We start from the raw sequence: 23,417 nt of genomic DNA, 5'->3' as shown, positions 1-23,417 counted from the left end.
GAAGAAAAATGGCTAGGAGAATCTTTAGTTGGATATCTAGTAGAATCACAAACACAAGATTGGCTGATTTCTTTGGTGTTTGTTTCTAGAGAAACTCCTTTAAAATTTATCATCCGAAAACTAGAAAAGACGCCTTCTCAAGTAAAAATGGAGCAATACCGTTTACTTTCATCAAAAACATCAAAACTTTTAAAACCTTTTTATAAGGGTTCATTAAATTAATTTTCAAGTAAAATTAAAGGCGGCTATTTTTATCAAATAGTCGCCTTTAATCTATTATTGATATAACCTGAATTAAACTTCAGTACTTACTTCCTCTTCTATTATCTCTTCTTCTTGAAACAATTTGGCTTCCATTACATCTGCCATACTTACTTCAAAGAATTTTTTATGAATATCAAACTCCTTAGCCCCACATTCTGCTGGCGAGGCACAACGCATATACGACCCATCTTCTTGCATGGTATAAGCATTTACATTGTCTTTCAGGTTCCAATCTAAAATATGAATGGCTTGTTGTTTTACTTGAACCCCATATATTTCAAAAAGAGATTCTATTCTTCTGTCAAAACTCCTTACCATTACGTCTGCTGAACCTCCGTATACTTTAGGCTCGCCATTGTTATGGAAATAATAAATACGGGTATGTTCAAGGAAATCTCCTACGATAGAACGCACCGTAATGTTTTCAGACAACCCTTTTCTTTGTGGACGCAAACAGCAAATCCCTCTTACTATCAATTGAATTTTCACACCCGCTTGCGACGCTTTGTATAATTCATCAATCGTAATTTTATCCTGTAATGAATTGATTTTCAAACAAATTCCACTTGACAAACCAGCTTTTGCATTAGCAGCTTCATGCTGAATCATTTCTACCAAACGCTTACGCATATCTCTAGGAGCAGTAATCAACCTTTCATAAGAGTGTGGTTGCGAATGACCAGTAATAACATTAAAAAATTCTGAAATATCTCTTGTTAATACTTCGTCAGTAGTTAATAAGCCAATATCTGTATAAAGCTTAGCAGTATCTTCATTATAATTCCCTGAAGACAAATGGGCATAGCTTTTTACTCTGTCACCTTCATTTCTGATTACTTGCAACAGTTTGGTATGGGTTTTAAGTCCCGGTATTCCATAAATCACAAAGCAACCTGCTTTTTGTAAGCGGAGGGCTTCACGAATATTATTTTCCTCATCAAAACGTGCCTTTACTTCAAATAATACCGACACGTGTTTGCCATTTTCAGCGGCGTGTAATAGTGCCTCCGCAATACGCGAATGTTTTGAAATTCGGTAAAGCGTTATTTTAATGGCCAATACCTGTGGGTCTTCTGCGGCTTGTTCTAATAACTGAAGGACTGGCTCAAAGTTGTTAAAAGGATGATGCAAAAGGATATCCCCTTGTTTCATCGTTTCAAAGATATGTTCTGGCTTTTGGGTAAGTTGACCCAACGCTGGAACAGACGCTCTTTGAACATCTTGTCTCGACTTTAATTCGCTATGCTTAATAATTTGCCAGAAGGCTGTAAAGTCAATTAGCGTACTGCTAAAAAATATATCGTTCTTTTCTAGCTTCCAACGCTTTAGCATCATTTGCAACATCCACTCTGAACAACCATCTTCCATTTCGATACGGGTAACTCTACCCAAACGACGGTCTTTGATTTTTTTCTTGATTTCGTCGATAAAATCAGTTTCAGAGTCTTCATGTTCTACTACATCAAAATCACCGTTTCTCGTAATTCTGAACAAAGCAACTGATTCAATTTCTACGTTTTTATAGAGTTTCCAGATTTCATGACGAATGATTTCTTCGATAGGCAAAAACAATACTTCTTCTTCGCGCTCTACCACATAAAAACGTTTTAGGTTTTGTGGTATCTGAACAAAACTTATTTTTCTGCTTTCGTTAATATTGCTTTCAGTACGTTCCCCTTCACTTTTAGTAACTACTCCGAAAATCAAGGTTTTACCAAGTAAACTCGGGAAAGTATGCGTATGGTCGAAAACCATAGGCGTAAGCATTGGGTAAATAGTACGATTAAAGTAATCAAGGACTTGCTCCATTTCCTCATCATTGAGGTCATTCAGCCCGACTACTCTAAAACCATTTTCCACAAATTCTGGGAACAATTCTTCGTTATACAACCTTTGTGTTTCTGATACAAAAGATTGTGTGGCAGCCATTAACGTTTTTTTGAAAGGCAATTCTCTCAGACCCGAATAATCTGTACGCTCTTTACCGTAATCGATATAGTTATACAATGACCCTACACGAATCGTAAAAAATTCATCAAGGTTTGAAGCTGTAATCGCTAAGAATTTTAATCTATCGAAAATATTTCTACGTGTATCTCTAGCTTGATCAAGTACTCTTTCATCAAATTTCAACCAACTTAAATCACGGCTGATATAGTCAGACTTCTCAATAACGTCATATGACTTATTAATGACCTTTTCGAGACGACGTTTCTCTTCGGGTGTTTGCTTTGTATTCATAAAATTGTTTAGAAAGGAAAAAAGATTCCCCACAAGAGAATCCTTTACTCTACTGCGTTTTCTGTATTTGGGAATTACACTCATGCCTCAACAAAGTTAAATCTAATAAGAAGATATCCTTATTATAAAATCATTAAATTTCACGCTATCTATTTTTTAACTTTTATCTCGTCAGATACTAAATCAACAAGCAGCTGTTCTAATTGCTTTAGTTCCTCTGGACTTCCATGATAATCTTTAATTTTCAGCGTCTTGGTCTTATCAGTAAAGGAAATATATGTAGTAGGCATATCGGTAATAGGAGCGCTATATTCAGTTTTGAACTCAAAAAAATTAGCGGCTTTAAATTTACTAACAAGCTCTTTTACTTTTCCTTTTGGTAAAGACTTTGAAGATACGCCTATTTTATCAACAAATCTTTCACCTTCATACACTAAGCTATCATTTTCAAATACTGTCATTTTAAATACTGGGCACGTTCCATAACATGGAGTTTTACTTAAAGTAAAAATAATTTTGGCTGGTAAATCGGTATTTGAAGACGATTGCTCAGTATCTGACGATGTCCTTTTTTGTGTAGCTTTACAAGCTCCTAGAAAAAAGGCACTTAATAAACAAAAACTTAAGAATAATTTCATGTGCTGTAGGTATTATCATATAAATTTCAACGCCTCTGGTATTAAAAATATTATATAAAACCTTGCGATTTAGCTAATTTAAGGCTTTTCGCTTTTTAAATATATAATAGAAAGTAAATATTTTTTGTTATTTTCGTATTCCAATAACACATAGCGTCACTGCCCACCAAAATTCCTCCTTAAAGTATAAGACCAACAATCGCATTGGTTAGTCACCAAATACGATTAATAATTCATTTATAGCATTTAGCTTTAGTATTAATGAGCCTTAAAAAATTAAGTGACGAACGATTAGTTTCCCTGTTTATAGAAAGTCAAAACAACAGCTATTTTGAACAGTTATATGACCGTTATGCTGATAAAATCTATCGCAAATGTTTATCTTTTGTAAAAGATGAAGCCAAAGCAGAAGATTTTACACATGATATTTTCATGAAACTTGTTTTAAATATTGGTTGCTATAAAGAAACAGCTAAATTTTCAACTTGGCTATATTCTATTACTTATAACTACTGTATAGACCAATTAAGAATTTCAAAACGCTATAATGAACATCTGATTGATGAAAATTTTGATTTGATTGATAATGACGAAGAGGCTGAACTAGCTGAAATGGAAGACCATCGCCTTCGGAAAGCTCTTCAACAGATTGTTGCAGAGGATAAATCTATCTTAATGATGAAGTATCAAGACGAAATGAGTATCAAAGAGATTTCTAATACCTTGGATATTTCTGAAAGTGCTGTGAAGATGCGTTTATTAAGAGCAAAGGATAAGTTAAAAAAGGCTTACCTAGAAAGTTTATTTTTCTGGGGAATAATCATCACCAAAGCTATCCATGTTTTTTTTCATCATGAATAACAATCCATTAAAAAATATCGACTCCGAAAAAAAGATTCCGCCTCATGTCAAGGCTGCGCTGGTAGCCGAAATAGAGACAATAAGAGTGACTTCTGTACTGGTTGAGTTATTTGTTGGGAATTTCATCAACACTTTAACAAAATCAATCGATATAAATACTGAACAAGAACAATCTGAGATTTAACCATTTCTTTCTTATTGTAAATATTTACCATTATGCCTAACATTCAAGACATCCTCTTTCAGACTTTCCAAAAACTTTTAGAACAATTATTCCTATTTACTCCCAAGGTAATTGGTGCACTCATTTTGTTGATTGTGGGTGTGGTTATCGCTAAAATAACTACCAATGTTCTACAAAAAGGACTTGAAAAAACTGGGTTTGATAAATTAGGAGACAAACTGAATGAAATAGATATTATCAAACGTTTTGGATTAATAAGACTAAGTGCCTTTGTCTCCAAAACACTTTACTATTTCATTATGCTAGTGTTTCTTACAGCAGCGACAGAAACCCTAGAGATGAAGGTGTTGACTGACATGGTTTCTTCATTGGTCAATCTTATTCCTAAGCTAATTGCTTCGGCCCTTATGCTTTTAGCAGGTGTTATGATTGCCGATGCGCTCAAGAATTCTGTAATAAATGTTTGTAAGTCATTGAGAATAGAATCTGGGAAGCTATTAGGTAATATTGTTTTCTTTTTCTTTTTGGTAGTGGCATTGATTGCTGCGTTGAAACAAGCGGGTATTGAGACCAGTTTATTGGAATCTAGCTTCAACCTAATCATTGGTGGCATCATCTTATCTTTTGCTGTTGGGTATGGATTGGCTTCAAAAGATGTGCTTGCCAATATTTTGTCGAATTTTTATAGTAAAAATAAATTCAAAGAAGGGCAAACTATTATCCTCGATGGCGTAAGAGGGCAAATTGTTGCCATTGATAATACTTCCATTACACTACAAACAGGCGAAAGTAATACTGTTTTCCCATTGAGTATTTTACAAAATCAGAAAGTAGAAATTATACCCATGACTACTATTTGATTGTTATTCAACCATATTTTAAAATCTCCAAAACCTAGGATAAGGCTTTGGAGATTTTTTTATGCCTGCCTGCAAGTGGCTAATAAATGTTTTTTGAAAAATCTATCTGCCCTATAATAAACAGACAATCGTAAAGGTTATCAGGGTTTTTTGCGTTTTTGATGTACTTTTGCAGTGAAGCAAAAATACCATCACTTGTTTATCAAAGATGAATGGTAGAAACAGAACAAAAAAAGGGGAATATTTAAACGTATTGCCTTTATTAAAATAGCAAATTAATATTCAAAAAATGGCTTTAGACCAAGAATTTGACAAAGAATCAGACGAAAAAGAAGGTGATGAAATGACATTCCTTGACCACCTTGAAGAACTCCGTTGGCACATATTACGTTCGGTAGCGTCTATTTTGGTATTTACAATTGTAGCATGGATTTTTCAAAAAGAAATTTTTGGAAAAATTATTATGGGACCTTCAAAGTCTGAGTTCTGGACCAACCGAATGCTTTGTAAGTTAGCAGATGCTACAGGTGTAGAAGGTCTGTGCTTTACCCAAGCAAACTTTATTTTGCAAAGCAGAGAAGTATCAGGACAGTTTATGATGGCGCTTACGCAATCAATCCTTGTAGGCTTATTGTTTTCTTTTCCTTATTTTTTCTGGGAAATTTGGCGTTTTGTAAAACCCGGCTTAAAAATCACAGAAGCTAAGGCTGCACGTGGAGCTGTTTTCTGGGTATCGTTGTTGTTTTTCATGGGCGTAGCTTTTGGTTATTTTGTGGTTTCGCCAATGGCAATCAACTTTTTGGCAAGCTTTAAACTAGACGAGTCTATCCAAAACCAATTTGATATCAGCGATTATATCTCTTTGCTTTCAATGATGACTTTGGCTTGTGGACTAACATTCCAGTTACCAATGATTACCTATGTGCTTTCACGTGTGGGTATTCTTACCCCATCATTTATGAGAGAGTATCGTCGTCATGCTGTGGTTGTTATTCTAATTGTTGCGGCGGTAATTACGCCTTCGCCAGATATGATTTCTCAGCTATTGGTAACTTTCCCATTACTATGTTTGTATGAAGTAAGTATTGTTGTATCGGCACGAGTAAACAAACAACGTGATGCTGAAATGCTAGCAAGCTAAGTTGATATTCATTAAATACTGAATCTGATATTTTTACCCAAAGAAGCCTTTGCCCAAACCGAAGGCTTCTTTTAGATTATAACAATACTGATGCTCAAGAAAGAACGTTATCAAAAGCTTATTGCTTATTTCACCGAAAACTTTCCGATTGCAGAAACGGAATTGCATTATCGCACACCTTATGAACTATTAGTGGCGGTATCACTGTCGGCTCAGTGTACTGACAAACGTGTAAATATGGTAACACCTGCTTTGTTTGAACGCTTCCCTGATGCAGAATCATTATCTAAGGCTGAATTTGATGAAGTATTTAGTTATATCCGTTCTATTTCATATCCCAATAACAAAGCCAAGCATTTAATAGGCATGGCACAAAGATTGGTTTCTGTTTACCATTCTGAGGTTCCTAACTCAATTGAGGAATTACAAACTTTACCTGGGGTTGGTCGCAAAACTGCCAATGTTATTGTATCAGTTATTTATAACCAGCCTGCTATGGCTGTTGATACACACGTATTCAGGGTTTCGCATCGTATTGGGTTAGTTGCCAAAACAGCCACTACTCCATTAGCTGTGGAAAAAGAATTAATGAAATATATTCCTGTCGCATCTGTCCCTATAGCACACCACTGGTTAATTCTTCATGGTCGGTATATCTGTGTAGCCCGTAATCCAAAATGTGGGGAATGTGCCTTGAAAGGCTTCTGTAAATACTATGAAGACCTTGAAAAGAAAGTAATGAAAGAGCAAGCAAAGAAATTGAAAACGGTTTAGCTATCAGCTTTAAGCCTTGAGCTATGAGCTTTTTTTATTTTTATCAATCAGTTTCAAATCTTCAAATTATCACATTTTCAAATTAAATAACCATGCAAGAATATATTCAACAAAACTGGCTAGAGGACTTAGGGATTCTTACCACATTGATTTGTGTTTGGTTGAATACTCGTCAGAATATTTGGGGATGGTTTTGGGCTATTGTTTCTTCTGGCATTTATGGCGTAATATATTGGCAATTCAAACTCTATTCAGATATGGAGTTGCAGGTAGTATTTATTATCCTAAGTATTTATGGTTGGTATCAATGGTTATTTGGTGGCAAAGAAAAAACTGAATTGGCTGTTACTACAATGCCTTCAAAGTTCTGGTTAGCTTGTACTATTATTTTCGTTGCTTTCACGATCGCCTCTGGCTATATGCATGGTAGATATTCTGATGCTAGTTTGCCTTATATTGACTCTTCGCTTACTGCCATCAGCCTAATTGCACAATGGATGATGGCTCGCAAATATATTGAAAACTGGCTTTTATGGATTAGTGCCGACTTTTTTTACACAGGAATGTATTGCTATAAAGGTCTTTATGGTACAGGCGTGCTGTATTTGCTTTTATCTGCCTTAGCCATAAAAGGTTATCTGGATTGGAAAAAGAGTCAGGCTATTAATCACGGGTTTAGTGCATAGCCTGACTCTTTATCTTTTAAACTCTATTACTTCATTAAAAATACCTCTTTTGGCTTGCCAGTCTTTTACGGCTTTTCCCGTACCTGCTGCCCAAGGCAGGATTTCATGGTCTTTTTTCCGTTGAAATTCTAATAGTTCTTCGCTCAGTTGTATTACTCCTGTTGCTCTTACGTGGTAGGCTATAATCAGTTGGTTCATCCTATGAAATTCATAGAGTCCGACAAATTCTACTATTTCAGCATCAAGGTTTAATTCTTCCTTTACTTCTCTTAAAATACCTTCTTCGGGTGTTTCACCTGCTTCTAGAAAACCTGTAATCAGGGCGAACCAACCCTCAGGCCAAGCAACATTTCTGGCTAAAATAATATCTCCTTCGTGTTCTACGATGGCCGCTACTACGGGTGTTGGGTTATTCCAATGTACAAAACCACAATCTTTTTCATCTGGACAAAGGACTCTTTCTCGATCATCTTTAAACTTTGTAATCAAGTCTTTTCCACATTGTGGACAAAAATTCATTTTAGCCATATTTTATATTTATAAAAACGTAGGGACGAATTGCATTCGTCCCATGTGGTGTCCGATATCGTATATTACTTAATTCTGTACAACGTTCGTCCAAATGGTCGTATGCAATACGACCCTACATTTGCCGAACGATTACCTCCTCAATTTTTGGGTAGATAATCAGTGCTGAAAAATCTTCTTTCCAGAAATCTAAATCTAATAATTGATTATATTTATTTTTGGTAAGGGTTATCAATACGGGTACACCATCAATATCATTATATTCTACCTGTATTAAATCTCCATCATAATCATCAGGATTTTTGTTACCAATACTGATACTTCCCATTTTCCCACCTTCATATTCAAATACTTCATTGTCTATTGGGTAATCATCAGTCGTGAGATTCAATTTGGCTAAAAGGGCAATGATAAATTCCTTTTCTATGTCTCTTATTTCTCTGGTTTCGTTCATAATATTTTTTCTATTTCCCCGCTGATTTATGCTGATACCTTCCGCAGATTTATGCAGAAGAAATGTGATATAATAAATTGGTCTATGTTATTCTCTTTTTAAATAAAAATCTGTGAGTAAAAATACAGCCGAAATCAACATTTCCAAAACAAAGCAAACTTCTTACTAACCCCTCCCTTATTTTTTCGTAATTTTGGGGTCAATTCAATTTGAGTTAAAAAATTTATATGGATTACTTAAAAGGTTTAAACGAACCGCAACGTGAAGCGGTACAACATATAGACGGTCCTTTGATGATTATCGCTGGTGCAGGCTCTGGTAAAACTAGAGTACTGACTTATCGTACAGCATATTTAATCGAAAAAGGCGTTGACCCATTCCAAATTTTGCTACTGACTTTTACCAATAAAGCCGCCGGTGAAATGCGACAGCGTATCGAAAATGCTGTAGGGAGCGATGGCAAAAATCTTTGGATGGGCACTTTTCACTCTGTATTTGCTAAGATTCTTCGTTTTGATGGAAAACATCTAGGATATACGTCTGACTTCTCTATTTATGATACCGACGATTCTAAATCGTTAATTAGAGCTATCGTTAAAGAGCGTGGTTTGGACGACAAGGTGTATAAAGCCAATGTAATTTTCAACCGTATTTCAGGAGCAAAAAACCGCTTGATTGGGCCAGATGAATATTTGAACAATCCTGTGATTGCTGCGGATGATGCGGCAGCTAAATTACCAGAAATGGGCAAATTGTATAAAATATACGCTTTACGCTGTTTTCAGGCTAATGCGATGGACTTTGATGATTTGCTGTACAACACGAATATTCTTTTCCGTGACCACCCTGCTGTATTGGATAAATATCAACGCAAATTCAAATACATCATGGTAGATGAGTTCCAAGATACCAATATTTCACAGTATTTGATTGTCAAAAAATTATCTGAACTATCGAAAAATCTTTGTGTAGTAGGTGACGATGCCCAGTCGATATATGCTTTCCGTGGTGCAAGTATTGATAATATCTTGAATTTGGAAAAAGACTATCCAAATATGGCTACTATCAAGCTTGAACAGAATTATCGTTCTACTAAAAATATTGTAGAGGCTGCCAATTCCATCATTGCCAAAAACAAAAATCAGTTAAAGAAAAAGGTATTTACTGAAAATGAAGAAGGTTCTTTGATTGAGTTGATTAAAGCCAGTTCAGACAATGAAGAAGGGCGTTTGATTGCAACCCACCTTTTTGAATCAAAAATGGCACATGGATTACGCAATACAGATTTTGCCATTTTGTATAGAACTAACGCACAGTCTAGGTCATTTGAAGAGGCGCTTCGGAAGTTGAATATTAAATACCGAATTATTGGTGGTTTGTCATTCTATCAACGTCGTGAGGTAAAAGACTTATTGGCTTACTTCCGTTTTGTGGTCAATCAAAGAGACGAAGAAGCTTTCAAAAGGATTATCAATTTACCCAAAAGAGGTATTGGTGATACTACCATTGCTAAAATTGCAGTAACTGCTTCTGAAAACCAGATTTCTGTATGGGAAGTCGTTTCAAATATCAAGCAATTCCAAGCAGGACGATTTGCTGATACCATCGAAGGTTTTGCTGACTTGATAAAGTCTTTTAAAATCATGGTGGAAGCTGATAAAAAAGATGCTTATGAAGTAGCTTCGCACATTGCCAAAGCATCAGGATTATTGCGTGAATTGCATGAAGATAAAACAGTAGAGGGACTTTCACGCTATGAAAACGTGCAGGAATTATTGAACTCTATCAAAGAATTTGTGGACGATAACGAAGTGGAGGAGGAAGATAAATCGCTTTCTAGCTTCTTACAAACGGTTTCTTTATTAACCACTGCCGATAGCGACGACCCTGATGGTGATAATGATAGAGTAACGTTGATGACTATTCACGGAGCAAAAGGGTTGGAGTTCAATCATGTGTATGTAGTAGGTATGGAAGAAGACCTTTTCCCTAGCCAAATGATGTTGCAAAGCAGAGCAGATTTGGAAGAAGAGCGTAGATTATTCTATGTAGCGATTACTCGTGCTGAGAAAAAATTGATGATGTCTTATGCTGAAAGTCGCTATCAATACGGACGCTTGAAACCATGTGAACCAAGTCGTTTCCTTGATGAAATTGATCCAAGTTTTTTACAGTTTGCTAAAAATATTCGTCGTGCCGAAGAAAGACCAGCACCACAAGGATTTGTCAGAATGACCAATCGTGAGCAAAAGGCTCCTGACTTTAGCACGCCTAATAAGCCAACGTCTACTGCCAATTTAATAGCCAAACCAGCACCTCGCCCAGTTGTTGGCAATAGCTATGTGCCTTCACAAGATTTTGTACCTAGCGATACGAAAGCCTTGGTAGAAGGCGACCGAGTAGAACATTTAAAATTTGGTTTCGGGAAAGTAAAAAAGATAGATGCTAATGGAACCGACCGCAAGGCGGTGATTCAGTTTGAAGGAACAATTGGTGAGAAAACACTATTATTGAGCTTTGCTAAGTTGAGGATTTTGTAGGTTATTAAGTTCTAAACTTTATCACTAGCGGGTGACTTAAGTACTATCAATTACCCACATCTTTTAAAAAGTTAAAATGAAGATGTGATTATTGATAAAATTGGTTTAAATCGCCTTTCAAACCGAACTTTGGTCGCCTCATTTCATAGCCTGACTACATGAAGCTCTTATCCCTAGCGAGGGACTTAAGTCCCTCGCTAGGGATAAGAATATGATTGTCAATCACTTATGTATTGTGAGTAATCAATAGGACTTAAGTCACACGTTAGTGATGAATAATTTTACTTAACTTATATGTAAAGACAAATTTCTACTCCTCCAACATCCTATTATTCTTCATTTTAGCCAAATACACAAAAGTACTTAACCCTGCTACTAGTGTAATCAGACACATAATCAACTGTAAAACACTTGGTTTAATTACCCACATAGCCCCGACAAATTGAACAATTAGGATGATGTACAAAAAAGTTGCTACGGCTTTTCGAGGTACTTTGCTGATAACAAATGCGCCTAGTGGAGCAAAAAAAGCGACAAAAGGAATACAAGCTAGCCACATTTCAAAAGCCTCTGGTTGAAAATCTTTAATTAGGCCTGCGTGCAAGAAAAAGCCTAATAATGTTTCCAACGTCATGATAATAACAGACGATGGTACAGCTACTTTCTCATCAATCCGATAATAAATCGTCATCAAGCAGAAAGAGAAGATGTTGATTCCTGTACCAAAGATTGATGAAATCATTCCTCCTACTAATCCAAAAAATAGCAATCTCGCCATATCTGAACGTTGGAAGGATTGAATTTTATCAAATACTTCACGCTTGGGTTTGGTGTTTTCATGCCATAAAACCAAGCCAAAACTAAGCCATAAGGATACAAAAAATAGTTTTGCCAAAGGTGGCGAAATAAGCGGAACGATATAATAAGTACCGAAAATTAATCCGAAAACACCTCCGAAGGTTACATATTTAATATAATTCCACTCAACTTTTATTTTTAAATTTAAAATCAGTAAACTTGCTGATGTCATTCCTATGCTTTGAATAGCGAAAGCAAAATTTCTGGCAATGGCCGGGGGAATTTTCAGTAATAATGTAAAGACTGGATAGGCAATGGCAGCACTGCCTTCGGGACTAGACCCTGCAATGAATGAACCAAAAATCATTGTGAGTACTGCGTATCCATGTTTTAAATAAATATAAAAGCTGTTGGTAGTTACCATGTAATACGTCCAAACACTCAATACCACTATCAAAAATGATAAGTAAAGCCAAGGCAATTTGATTTTTTTCAGTTTGTCGGTTTGCATCAATAAAAATCTTTAATTTTACGGGAAACAAAGGTAAACGCATTTTTCAATCATAAAAATTCTCATTCAAGAGTATCATTATGCAAAATATAGAGGAAATACTTCAAAAATTAATTGCCGAGCATAATTTCTTAAAAGATATGCAAGAACGCATCGTTGGGAATCATGATATTATGATTGAGAATCAAAAGCGTAATGCGGATAATCACGATTTGGTGATTCAAAATCAATCTACGATTATCAAAAACCAAGAAATTATCGTTAACAATCAAGTAAGCATTATTCGTAATCAAAAACAAATTGCTGATAATCAGATTACCCTTTCTGTGATGTTACAAACTCAAACGCATTTACTGAATTTAGTCAAGAAACTATCAGGTCAGGAAGAATCTTTAGAAGATACTGGCAAGTTTGTTCAACAACTAAAAAATCAAGTTATAGAACACTTAAATAGTCCTTCTTTGAATGACCCGCAAACTATTTAATTAGTCTGCAAATATCATATAATGCTTTTATACCCTGCCAGAAAATCAATTGTTTTCTGGCTTTTTTTTAGTCTTCACTATCCTTCTTTACTATCCCTCGCTATCGGTTTATTAGCTGACCCAATTAATAAAGCGTCTCTTTTATTTCCATATTTTCCCTTTTTATGGAAAATCAAAAATCGTCATTTTTGACCATAATGCCTACTATTTATTCACAAATTCTATCATTATTCAATAAAATGTCTTGTTCTTCTCTTACTTCTCCACAATCTGCGCATATCTAAAATTAATTATTCCAAATATTTGGATTTATTTGTTATTATTCCATAAATTTGGAATAATAAATTTATTCAAATATTTCTGTGATATATACAATTTAATATTACACGATATACGCTCACAAATACTTTACTGAAAAGAAAATAAATTCCTAATTATCATGCCTTATATCCCTTTAGAAAGCCACTTGCCAGGCATTACTGGTCTACTAGAATATCGCCAAGATACTGCTCAACCAATTCGTGAGCTTACACAAATTTTATTGCGTGGAGAATCAACGCTTACAGAAGGTGAACGTGAGTTAATTGCGACACTGGTCTCTTCTAAAAACCAATGTAAGTTTTGTACAAGTGCACATACTTCGGCAGCCAATATACTTTTAGGAGAATCTGAAACGTGTGAAATGGTAAAACAAGATTTTGAATCGGCTCCAGTTTCTGGAAAAATGAAGGCTTTATTAGCAATAGCGGCACTGGTTCAGCAAAATGGAAAAAATGTTAGTGCTGAGAGCATCCTGCGTGCTAAAAATGTAGGAGCTACTGATCGTGAAATTCATGATACAGTGTTGATAGCCGCTTTGTTCTGTCTTTACAACAAATATGTGGATGGCTTGGCAAGTGTAACGCCAGCAGAACCTGCTTTTTATGAAAGATTAGGGCAACGTATTACTACTAACGGTTATAACAGAGTACCTGCCATCTATGAACAATTGAAAAAAGAGGCACATTCATAGTATGGACTTCTCCGAATTTTCTAATGAATACCCACTAATTATCTCATACTAAAACTTATTATCCATGAAAAAAATCTTTACGCTGACTATTATATTACTTAATTCAATCGCTGTAATTGCACAAAATTTTACTGGTACTATCACAGATGCTGAAACTAAAAAGCCTTTGGCTGGGGCAAGTGTTACCATCAAAGGCAAAAACACTGGTACTATTAGTAATAACCAAGGTTTTTTTAGCTTAAAAACCTCCACAAAACCTCCGTTTACGCTTGTATTTACCATGATTGGCTTTGAACGCCAAACGATTGATGTAATAGATAATAATCCTATTACTGTATCTCTTAAAGCTGGCGATGAGCTTTTACAACAAGTAGTTATTTCTGCCTCGAGAATAGAAGAAAATATCCTGAAATCCCCGATTAGTATTGAAAAGATAGATTCAAAGGCTATTCAGCAAAGCCCCTCAGTAAGTTTTTATGATGCTTTGGTGAATGTAAAATCATTGGATATGGTTACGAGTGGTCTTACTTACAAACAAATAAACACACGTGGCTTCAACTCAACAGGTAACAGCCGTTTTTTACAATTGATTGATGGTGTAGATAATCAGTCGCCAGGCTTAGGTTTTGCCGTAGGTAACCTTTTTGGTTCTTCTGATTTAGACATCGAAGGTGTAGAATTAATACCGGGTGCAGCCTCCGCTTTGTATGGCCCAGTGGCTTTCAATGGTTTATTAATGACTACTTCTAAAAATCCTTTTACCTACGAAGGTCTATCTGTTCAAACAAAAGTGGGTATTAATCATGTTTCTGACAATGCTTCTGGAGCAAAACCATTTACTGATTTTGCCCTTCGTTATGCCAAAGCATTCAACAATCGTTTTGCGTTTAAATTAAATGCATCTTACTTGAAAGGAACGGATTGGTATGCTAACAATTATACAGACATCGACCCTAATACGCCTGCTGCTCAACGTGGTGATAGTAACCCAGGAAGAAATGCCTTGAATATTTATGGAGACGAAGTAGCTCAAACCATTACAGGAATCGGACGTGTTTCTCGTACTGGTTACGAAGAAAAAGACTTAGCCAATTATGGCGTCTATTCTACTAAACTGAATGCGGCTTTGCACTATAAAATCTCTGAAAGTTTAGAAGCCATCTATCAAGTAAATTATAGCCAAGGAACTGCCAATTATACAGGTAGTAGCCGTTTTGCTTTAAACGATTTTAAGTTAATTCAAAATAGAGTAGAGCTAAGAGGAACTAACTTTTTTATCAGAGGCTATTCTACCGCCGAACAATCTAACAACTCTTATAATACTCGTTCTTTAGGTCAGCTTATTAACCGTACTTGGGTAAGAGACTTAAATGGAAATGTAGTAACGCCTGATAAAGCTGATGCTACTTGGTTTGAACGCTATACTGCTGCCTATACAGGAAAAGTAACGAGTGTGGGTGCTCAAGACCACAGTGCTGCCAGAGCTTTTGCCGACCAAGGACGTTTTATACCAGGTTCGAGTGACTTTGAACAACAAAAAAGTAAATACATCGCTACTGCTGGCTTAGGCGGTGCGGGTGTATTAAGCAATAGTAAACTCTATCACATAGATGCTCAATATGATTTAAGCCAAACCTTGAAAGTTGTTAACTTATTGGTAGGCGGAAGCTATAGGGTGTATGATATGGAAACCAACGGTACTTTATTTGATGATAAAATCAATAAAGTGAGTGTAAAAGAATATGGCGTTTTTGCACAGGCTTCTAAATCAATTTTAGAAGACCAATTGAAACTAACATTATCGGGTCGGTATGATAAAAACGAAAACTTTAATGGCAGTTTTACACCACGTGCTTCTGCGGTGTTTTCTCCATCAACAAATCATAATTTTAGAGCATCGTATCAAACAGGTTTTAGAAACCCAACTGTACCAGACCAATTTATTAAGCTAAACGTTGGCCCAATCATTATCTTAGGAGGTGCGCCAGCTAACAGTGCGGGCTTAAACGCTTATGAAAATTCATTCACGGCCGCTTCGGTAGGGGCTTTTGCGAGTGGCTTCTCTAGCGATTTACAGAAAGGTGTTGCTTTCCCTACGGCCGTTGAAAACAATAAAAGCAAACTTGTAAAATCAAATGTACCATATATCAAACCTGAACAAACACAGAGTTTTGAAATAGGTTACAAAGGATTATTGGCTCAGAAATTCTTAATTGATGTAAACTATTACAGAAGTACGTTTACTGATTTCTTGATTAATCAAGTAGTAATTCGCCCAAGTAGTAATGTTTTAAATTCAGACGGAACGATTAATTCAGCAGCGGCACAAGATATTTTGGGAGGAAAAACTCAGGCTTTCCAACTTTATACCAATGCTGCTGACAAAGTAAGTTCACAAGGCGTTTCTTTGGGATTAACTTACTTTTTACCTGATAACTATCGTGTTGGTTTCAACACTACATGGTCTGACTTCAACATTATGGATGCCAACCCTAATAATATTCCAGCCTTCAATACGCCTCGTTGGAAGACTAACTTAACCCTTAGCAATTCAAAAATTACTGACCGCCTAGGGTTCAGTGTAGCATGGCACTGGCAAGAATCATTTGACTGGTACGGCACATTTAATGAAAACCGTCCTGGTAATGTTCCTGCTTATAGCTTGATAGACGCACAAGTGAATTATCGTGTACCTGCCTTAAAAACTACCGTAAAATTAGGGGCGAACAATTTGACGAATAACTATATCGTACAAGCTTACGGTTCGCCCGCAGTAGGTGGTTTATACTATGTTTCACTGACATTTGATGAACTATTTAGATAGCTTACAGATTCTCTCTTCCTCTAAATCCTATTTACAACTATAACTATTAAAAACCTTGTTAAAATTATGAACTCTAAATTTTTAAAATACTCTTGCCTATGTCTGGCTTTATACATTGGACAATCCTGTGGGTTGGTTTCAAATTCAAATGACCAAATGGTAAAACATTTAGCGGCTACCTATGATAAATTTTATGTAGGTGAAAACTCATTTTGCCCTGAGGCTGAATTTGCCTTTTTTGATTCTGTCTCAAGAAAAAGTACTGATATAGGTATGAGAATGCGTGCAAATTTTTTTAGAGCAAATGGTTTTCTAAAACTTGGAAAGGAGGAAGAAGCCATAAAAGCTTTTGAACAAATATTGGAAAAAACAGACGCTGAACACAGACATTTCGCTGATGTGATGAAAAGCTATGCTATTTCATATTTAAGAATGGGCGAACGTCAAAACTGTATTACCAATCATTCAGCAGAGTCTTGTATTATGCCTATTAAGGACAACGGAGTACATCAGAACAAAACAGGTTCACAAAAAGCCATTGAAATATATGAAAAACTACTTCAACAAAATCCAGAAGATTATGAATCGAGATGGTTATTAAATATTGCTTATATGACTCTTGGTGAATATCCCGCACAGGTTCCTAGCCAGTGGCTTATTCCAAATCTTGATAAAGACAATTCGGGCTATGAGATTAAACCATTCACAGATGTTGCACCTAATATAGGCCTTAATAAGCGAAATATGGCTGGAGGGGTGATAGTGGATGACTTTAATAATGACGGATACTTAGATATTATTACATCTGACTGGGGACTAACAGGTGCGATGCACTACTTTAGAAATGATACTAAAGGTAGTTTTACTGATTGCTCAGTTATCTCTGATTTAGGGCGTTTTAAAGGTGGTTTGAATATGATTCAGGCTGACTACAACAACGATGGTTTTGTTGATATTTTCGTGTTTAGAGGTGCTTGGATGGGAAAATTTGGTAAACAAGCCAATTCATTACTGAGAAATAATGGTGATAATACTTTTACCGACGTTACTGTTCAAAGTGGTCTTTTTTCAGAACATCCTACACAAACAGGCGTATGGAGAGATTTCAATAATGATGGTTGGTTAGATTTATTCATTGGTAATGAACACGGCGGACTTGAGGAATACAATCCTTGTGAATTATTTATCAGTAATAAAAATGGAACTTTTACAGAAGTCGCTTCTCAGGCAAATTGCCTGATTACAGATTTTATAAAAGGCGTTAGTGCTGCCGACTATGATAATGACGGTTTACAAGATATCGTTCTTTCTGGCATTCAAGGAAAAAGAACATTGCTCAGAAACAAAGGAATAAACAATAATATTCCTCAGTTTGAAAATGTCACTGAAAAAGCAGGATTAGCAGATGTACATGTAAGTACCTTCCCGACGTGGTTTTGGGATTATGACAATGACGGTTGGCAAGACATCTTTGTTTGTGGCTATCAATTTGATAAATCTCTTGCCTATTCAGCGGCAACGGAAGCCTTGGGGATGCCGAACCAAGCCAGTAAAATGTATTTATACCACAACAATCATGATGGCACATTTACTAATGTGTTTAAGCAAGCAGGTTTAAATAAATCTGTTTTCGCAATGGGCGCAAACTTCGGAGACATTGATAATGACGGCTACCTAGATATGTATTTAGGAACGGGAAACCCTGATTATAAATCGCTGGTTCCTAATCGTCTTTTTAGAAATATGGGTGATGGCACATTTGCAGATGTAACTGTAAGTGGCAGAGTGGGCAATCTTCAAAAAGGACACGGAGTGGCTTTTACAGACTTTGACAATGATGGCGACAGTGATATTTTTATTGAAGTAGGGGGTGCTTATGTCGGCGATTCTTATAATAATTCTCTTTATCTCAATCCCGGTCAAAATAATAACCGCTGGATTAATATCCGATTAGAAGGTGAGGAAACCAATCGCTCGGCAATAGGTACACGCCTAAAAATTAGCTTTAGAGAAAAAGGCGTAAAAAGAGTCATTCACAGAGATGTCAATTCGGGCGGAAGTTTTGGTGCATCACCCCTAAGAAGAGATATTGGTATTGGACAAAGTGACTTAATAGATGAAGTAGAAATCACTTGGGCTAGTACTGGCAAGAAACAGGTTTTTAAAAATATTAAACCCAACCAGTTTATTCAGATAAAAGAAGGCAGTAATGTTATTACGAAAATTAATCTTAAGAAAACGCCTTTCTCAAATCAGTATAATACCATTCCTGTTTGTGATTCAAAAACGATGAACCTTTAATGGTAGTATTAACAAAACCCTTTTAACTATTCAGATGGCAATTGCAATAACTAACCCTAAAACACAGTCACGTAACACTTTAGCCTTTGGGCTTTGCATGTTTTGTTACCTCTTGGGTGGCACAGTAGCAACATTAATATCTGTTAATTTACCTGTTGCCATTCCAGAATTATTAGGTAAAACACCTACGGCAGATGAATTAGGGAAAATAGGCGCTTATTTAAATGCCTCGTTTATATTTGGCTGGATGTTCGGAGGCTTAACATTAGGCGTTGTTAGTGATAAAGTAGGTCGAATCAAAACCTTAGCTTTTTCAGCAGGCATTTATGGATTGTTTACTTTAATGACTGTTTTTGTAGGCAATTGGGAAAGCCTTTTGGTATATCGTTTCTTTACAGGCTTAGGAGTAGGCGGTGTGTTGTTGCTTACTACTGTCTATATTTCAGAAATTTGGGATGCTGATACTCGTCCAGTAGCATTAGGGATTTTAGCGGTCTCTTTTCCCATTGGTATCGTACTTACGGGAGGATTGAATGTAATTTTTAACAGTTGGCGTCAATCCTTTTGGTTAGGTATTATTCCTATTTCACTGTCTTTTATCATTATATATTTCTTACCAGAATCTTCCTCTTGGCAATCAGAAGAGAGCAACAAAAACCAACATAAAGAAAGTATTTTCTCTGAAACCAATGGTTCTAAGTTACTCATTGGCTCATTGATTTTTGGTGCGGTCTTAATTGGGCTATGGGCTATTTTCTCTTGGTTGCCTACATGGGTTCAAAGTTTATTAATCGGCACTTCTTCAGACGGGCAAAAAGAACGTGGTCTCATCATGATGCTTTTGGGTATTGGTGGTATTGTCGGTGGGATGATTTCTGGATTGTTAATCAAAAAATTGGGCTCTAGCAATACCCTGATACTTACTTTCTCGGGGTGTTTTTTGGCTTGCTTACTGTTGTTTACAACAAATGCCCACTTTTCTCCCATTATTTATCTTGAAACGGCTTTGCTTTCTTTATTCTTTGGGATAAGCCAAGGTTCATTATCAAGTTATATTCCTGCTCTTTTTTCAACAACAATTCGTGCCACCGCTACAGGTTTCTGTTTTAATATTGGCAGGTTTTTCACTGCTACAGCCGTATTTTTTGTAGGAAGTTTAGTAACAGCCTTTGGTGGCATTGGAAATGCCCTCCTCGCTTTTTCGATTACTTTCCTCATTGCTTTAACTGTAGTATATTTTAGTAAAGATACTAGAGCATAAATCTTTTGTGATGGAGCATCATTAACTATTGTAAAATCTAACTCATAATTTATCCAATTATTAATCACGTTATGCCACATATTCAGCTTCCAGAAAACGTTCCGGGTATTAGAAGTCTAGTAATGTATCGTCCCGATACAGGGAAACCCCTCTATCAATTAGCACAAATCTTATTGCGAGAAGACTCTCCATTAAGCCCAGCAGAAAGAGAATTGATTGCTACGTATGTTTCTAATAAAAATACCTGTACTTTTTGTTCATGTAGTCATGCCGCAGCAGCAAGATATTTATATCAAGACGAAGCAAATACGGTCGATTTGGTATTGGAAGACTATCAAAATGCACCTATTTCGGATAAAATAAAAGCATTGTTAACAATAGCAGGAAAAGTACAAGCTGATGCTAGAACCGTCAGTGAAGAAGATATACAGTTGGCACGTTCAGCGGGAGCAAATGACCGAGACATTCATGATACAGTTTTAATCGCAGCCACTTTTTGTATGTTTAATCGCTATGTAGATGGACTAGCTACGCTTACCCCTACTGATTCAACAGTTTATGCACAAATGGGCGAGCGCATGGGAACTTTAGGATATGTTTTACCTACAAAATCTTAACATATGGCACATATTACCTTAACCGAAGAATTACCGGGAATACGTGGCTTAATGGCTTTCAGACCCTTCACTGCTAGTCCCCTAAATACCTTGGCAGAAACCTTACTCAGAACAGATGAAGGATTGACCAAAGGAGAACGAGAACTAATTGCCACTTTTGTATCATCATTAAACGATTGCTTTTTCTGTCAGAATATTCATGGAGCAGTAGCCCAGTATTACGCCACTGATAATACATTGGTTGACAAAGTAAAAGCTGATTATCTTACTGCTCCTATCTCGGATAAATTAAAGGCATTACTAAGTATTGCTAAAAGTGTTCAGCAAGGTGGTAAGCATGTGAGCCTCGCCCAAGTTGAAACAGCTCGTGAGTTGGGTGCTACGGATATTGAGATTCATGATACTGTTTTAATAAGTGCGGCTTTTTGCATGTTTAATCGTTATGTGGATGGCTTAGGTACTTTTGCACCAAATGCTCCAGAGATGTATCAGGCAAGGGCTAAAAAAATAGCAGAGGAAACTGGGTATGCCAATTCTTCTCCTAGCTAGAAGTACTCAATTATTATCAAACTCCTAAAATTTCCATTAAAATGGAAATTTTAGGAGTTTGATTTTTTAGTAACTTTCAAAAACATAATCGATGTAACGCTATCAAATGATTGAATTTAAACATTTTACTACATTGTAAAGCTTTAAAAAAGCTCAAAAAGCCTAATAATAGACATAAATATTAAAAAATATTTAATTGAGTGGAAAATTTTTCCACTTATTTGGAATTTATTAAAAATACTCCTTATATTTGTCGTATCAATAAAGTCAAAATAATTATAAAATAATTTACTTTTTTGTTTTTCTCTAAACTAAAGACATTCACATATTAGAATTGGGCATATTACAAACTTTACACGTTTTTTGACGTGTAAAGTTTTACAAAACTCAATCTAATTCAAGATACTAAGTATTTATAAATGGTTAATATTTCAAACTCTACATATCAACTTGATACGTAGAGTTTTTACTTAAATGGCTTATCAAACATATTCAAGATAAAACACTAACCCTCATAGACACAAATTGTAATGAAAAAGCTCTTCTATTTAGGCATTTTAGGTCTTATTATTTTTGAAATATTGAATGTCTATTTCATTATGCCAATGCCGGGTAGTCAGCAAATGCGAAGCATCGATATCGCTTATTTTTTATATTCATGGCGATGGATATTCAGAATATGCTTTGGACTAATGATAAGTATTGGTATTGCATCAGCATTTAAATCTTCAAAATGGTTGCCTATCGCCATTATTTTAATAGCCTCTGGAGTATGCTATGCCTTTAATTTCAAAATGGCTGCCGATGCGATGTTTGCACAGACTGAGCACCTGAGTATGAAATCTGCCAATGAAAATAAAATTAAAACAGATAGGGTAATTATCGGTGTAGCATTGAATGGCGAGGCCAAAGCTTATCCTATCTCATTGATTACATACCATCACCAAGTGCGTGATACGCTTGGTGGCAAACCTATCATGGTTACTTATTGCTCTGTTTGTAGAACTGGACGAGTTTTTGAGCCTACCGTTAATGGAAAACCAGAAACATTCAGATTAGTGGGCATGGATCATTTCAATGCCATGTTTGAAGACAAAACGACCAAAAGTTGGTGGCGTCAAGCCAATGGTGAAGCCATTACTGGACCGCTAAAAGGCACAATGTTACCCGAACTAGCTGCTCAACAAGTGTCATTAGATACTTGGCTAAAAATGTATCCAAATAGCAAAATCATGCAACCCGATTTGCGCTATAAAGAAGAGTATGATAGTACAGCCAAATATGAATCTGGGAAATCAAGGAAAAAACTTACTGGTACTGATTCATTATCATGGAAAAATAAATCATGGGTAGTGGGCATTCAAGTAGCCAATGAAAGTAAAGCTTTTGATTGGAATCGTTTAAAGAAGGAACGGATTATCCAAACTACTATCGCACAACAACCTATCGTATTGGTGTTAGCTAAAGACGACAAGAGCTTCTTTGCATTTAAGGCACCAGCAAATAGTCCAAAATTTACGGTAAAGAACGACACATTGATACTTGACAAAGCACATTTTAATTTAAAAGGAGAATATTTAGACAAAGGACAAGGAAACCCTCTTACTAAAGTTAATGCTTATCAGGAGTTTTGGCATAGTTGGAAGACATTCCATCCTGATACGCAACAATATTAGTATGCTTTATCGTACAAACTTTATTACATGTGGAAAATAGTTCTACCCTTCTTTAAAAACTTCAATTGAGTATTCTCTAACACAACTATCTTACCTCTTAACACCTCATCTTTCCATAATTATGGAAAGATAAAATTTTCACTCCTTCTATTTTTTGTCAAAAATCTTTTTAATCTTATTAATTACCTTAAAAAATGAACTGTACTATACAA

Annotated in this window: 21 protein-coding genes; 16 read left to right on the top strand and 5 right to left on the bottom strand. The window is 35.9% G+C overall.

What is annotated here, in order from left to right:
* Positions 1-222: hypothetical protein (locus tag AC07XN_RS13960; protein WP_494743525.1), on the top strand; the 222-nt coding region annotated here is incomplete at its 5' end.
* A 72-nt stretch (positions 223-294) separates the two neighbouring features.
* On the opposite strand, the gene ppk1 is transcribed toward AC07XN_RS13960, so the two are convergent.
* Positions 295-2,505, bottom strand: coding sequence for a polyphosphate kinase 1 (gene ppk1 / locus AC07XN_RS13955; protein ID WP_494743524.1), 2,211 nt, complete (start codon positions 2,503-2,505; stop codon positions 295-297).
* A gap of 149 nt (positions 2,506-2,654) precedes the next feature.
* On the bottom strand, positions 2,655-3,143 hold the full coding sequence (locus AC07XN_RS13950) for a DUF6438 domain-containing protein (protein ID WP_494743523.1): 489 nt from the start codon (positions 3,141-3,143) through the stop codon (positions 2,655-2,657).
* A 261-nt stretch (positions 3,144-3,404) separates the two neighbouring features.
* Here AC07XN_RS13950 and AC07XN_RS13945 point away from each other — a divergent pair, with 261 nt between their 5' ends.
* From AC07XN_RS13945 to pnuC, 6 genes are all read left to right on the top strand, one after another.
* Entirely contained in the window at positions 3,405-4,004 is a 600-nt protein-coding gene (locus AC07XN_RS13945; RefSeq protein ID WP_309914845.1) for an RNA polymerase sigma factor, read from the top strand.
* Positions 3,997-4,188: a hypothetical protein gene (locus tag AC07XN_RS13940; RefSeq protein WP_494743522.1), complete on the top strand. Its 192-nt coding sequence runs from the start codon at positions 3,997-3,999 to the stop codon at positions 4,186-4,188. Before AC07XN_RS13945 ends, AC07XN_RS13940 begins: the two co-directional genes overlap by 8 nt.
* 32 nt (positions 4,189-4,220) lie before the next feature.
* A complete protein-coding gene (locus AC07XN_RS13935; protein ID WP_309914838.1) occupies positions 4,221-5,048 on the top strand; it encodes a mechanosensitive ion channel family protein in 828 nt (275 codons plus the stop codon).
* 289 nt (positions 5,049-5,337) lie between these two features.
* A complete protein-coding gene (gene tatC, locus AC07XN_RS13930; protein WP_309914835.1) occupies positions 5,338-6,189 on the top strand; it encodes a twin-arginine translocase subunit TatC in 852 nt (283 codons plus the stop codon).
* Between the two features lie 90 nt (positions 6,190-6,279).
* On the top strand, positions 6,280-6,963 hold the full coding sequence (nth, locus tag AC07XN_RS13925) for an endonuclease III (RefSeq protein ID WP_494743521.1): 684 nt from the start codon (positions 6,280-6,282) through the stop codon (positions 6,961-6,963).
* A gap of 92 nt (positions 6,964-7,055) precedes the next feature.
* Entirely contained in the window at positions 7,056-7,649 is a 594-nt protein-coding gene (pnuC, locus tag AC07XN_RS13920; protein WP_494743520.1) for a nicotinamide riboside transporter PnuC, read from the top strand.
* A 9-nt stretch (positions 7,650-7,658) separates the two neighbouring features.
* Here pnuC and AC07XN_RS13915 read toward each other — a convergent pair whose 3' ends face one another.
* Positions 7,659-8,168: an NUDIX domain-containing protein gene (locus tag AC07XN_RS13915; RefSeq protein ID WP_494743519.1), complete on the bottom strand. Its 510-nt coding sequence runs from the start codon at positions 8,166-8,168 to the stop codon at positions 7,659-7,661.
* A 124-nt stretch (positions 8,169-8,292) separates the two neighbouring features.
* Positions 8,293-8,631 carry a DUF6984 family protein gene (locus tag AC07XN_RS13910; RefSeq protein WP_494743518.1) on the bottom strand — a complete coding sequence of 113 codons (339 nt, stop codon included), beginning with the start codon at positions 8,629-8,631 and terminating at the stop codon, positions 8,293-8,295.
* Between the two features lie 227 nt (positions 8,632-8,858).
* Between AC07XN_RS13910 and AC07XN_RS13905 the strand changes: the two genes are divergently transcribed.
* A complete protein-coding gene (locus AC07XN_RS13905; protein ID WP_494743517.1) occupies positions 8,859-11,171 on the top strand; it encodes an ATP-dependent helicase in 2,313 nt (770 codons plus the stop codon).
* 310 nt (positions 11,172-11,481) lie between these two features.
* Here AC07XN_RS13905 and AC07XN_RS13900 read toward each other — a convergent pair whose 3' ends face one another.
* Positions 11,482-12,480 (bottom strand): sulfite exporter TauE/SafE family protein, encoded by a 999-nt coding sequence (locus AC07XN_RS13900; RefSeq protein ID WP_494743516.1) that lies wholly within the window; start codon positions 12,478-12,480, stop codon positions 11,482-11,484.
* An 80-nt stretch (positions 12,481-12,560) separates the two neighbouring features.
* On the opposite strand from AC07XN_RS13900, the gene AC07XN_RS13895 reads away from it, so the two are divergent.
* The 8 genes from AC07XN_RS13895 (at position 12,561) to AC07XN_RS13860 (ending at position 23,205) form a co-directional block, all read left to right on the top strand.
* Positions 12,561-12,965, top strand: a complete 405-nt coding sequence (locus tag AC07XN_RS13895; protein WP_309914814.1) for a hypothetical protein — start codon at positions 12,561-12,563, stop codon at positions 12,963-12,965.
* A 439-nt stretch (positions 12,966-13,404) separates the two neighbouring features.
* Complete coding sequence (locus tag AC07XN_RS13890) at positions 13,405-13,977, top strand: carboxymuconolactone decarboxylase family protein (RefSeq protein WP_309914811.1); 573 nt, start codon at positions 13,405-13,407, stop codon at positions 13,975-13,977.
* 64 nt (positions 13,978-14,041) lie between these two features.
* Complete coding sequence (locus tag AC07XN_RS13885) at positions 14,042-16,801, top strand: TonB-dependent receptor (RefSeq protein ID WP_494743515.1); 2,760 nt, start codon at positions 14,042-14,044, stop codon at positions 16,799-16,801.
* Positions 16,802-16,867: 66 nt separating this feature from the next.
* Complete coding sequence (locus AC07XN_RS13880; RefSeq protein ID WP_494743514.1) at positions 16,868-19,102, top strand: FG-GAP-like repeat-containing protein; 2,235 nt, start codon at positions 16,868-16,870, stop codon at positions 19,100-19,102.
* Positions 19,103-19,136: 34 nt separating this feature from the next.
* A complete protein-coding gene (locus tag AC07XN_RS13875; RefSeq protein ID WP_494743513.1) occupies positions 19,137-20,363 on the top strand; it encodes an MFS transporter in 1,227 nt (408 codons plus the stop codon).
* A gap of 71 nt (positions 20,364-20,434) precedes the next feature.
* Positions 20,435-20,980: a carboxymuconolactone decarboxylase family protein gene (locus tag AC07XN_RS13870; protein WP_309914798.1), complete on the top strand. Its 546-nt coding sequence runs from the start codon at positions 20,435-20,437 to the stop codon at positions 20,978-20,980.
* 3 nt (positions 20,981-20,983) lie between these two features.
* The gene (locus tag AC07XN_RS13865; protein ID WP_494743512.1) at positions 20,984-21,529 is read left to right on the top strand and encodes a carboxymuconolactone decarboxylase family protein; all 546 of its coding nucleotides are present in this window, start codon (positions 20,984-20,986) and stop codon (positions 21,527-21,529) included.
* Positions 21,530-22,059: 530 nt separating this feature from the next.
* On the top strand, positions 22,060-23,205 hold the full coding sequence (locus AC07XN_RS13860) for a DUF3179 domain-containing (seleno)protein (protein WP_494743511.1): 1,146 nt from the start codon (positions 22,060-22,062) through the stop codon (positions 23,203-23,205).
* Positions 23,206-23,417 lie beyond the last annotated feature (212 nt).

Source organism: Arcicella sp. GW458-12-2-14-TSB2 (assembly GCF_059423785.1).
Note: the sequence above shows the minus strand (reverse complement) of the source record. Positions and strands in the feature narration are given on the sequence as shown.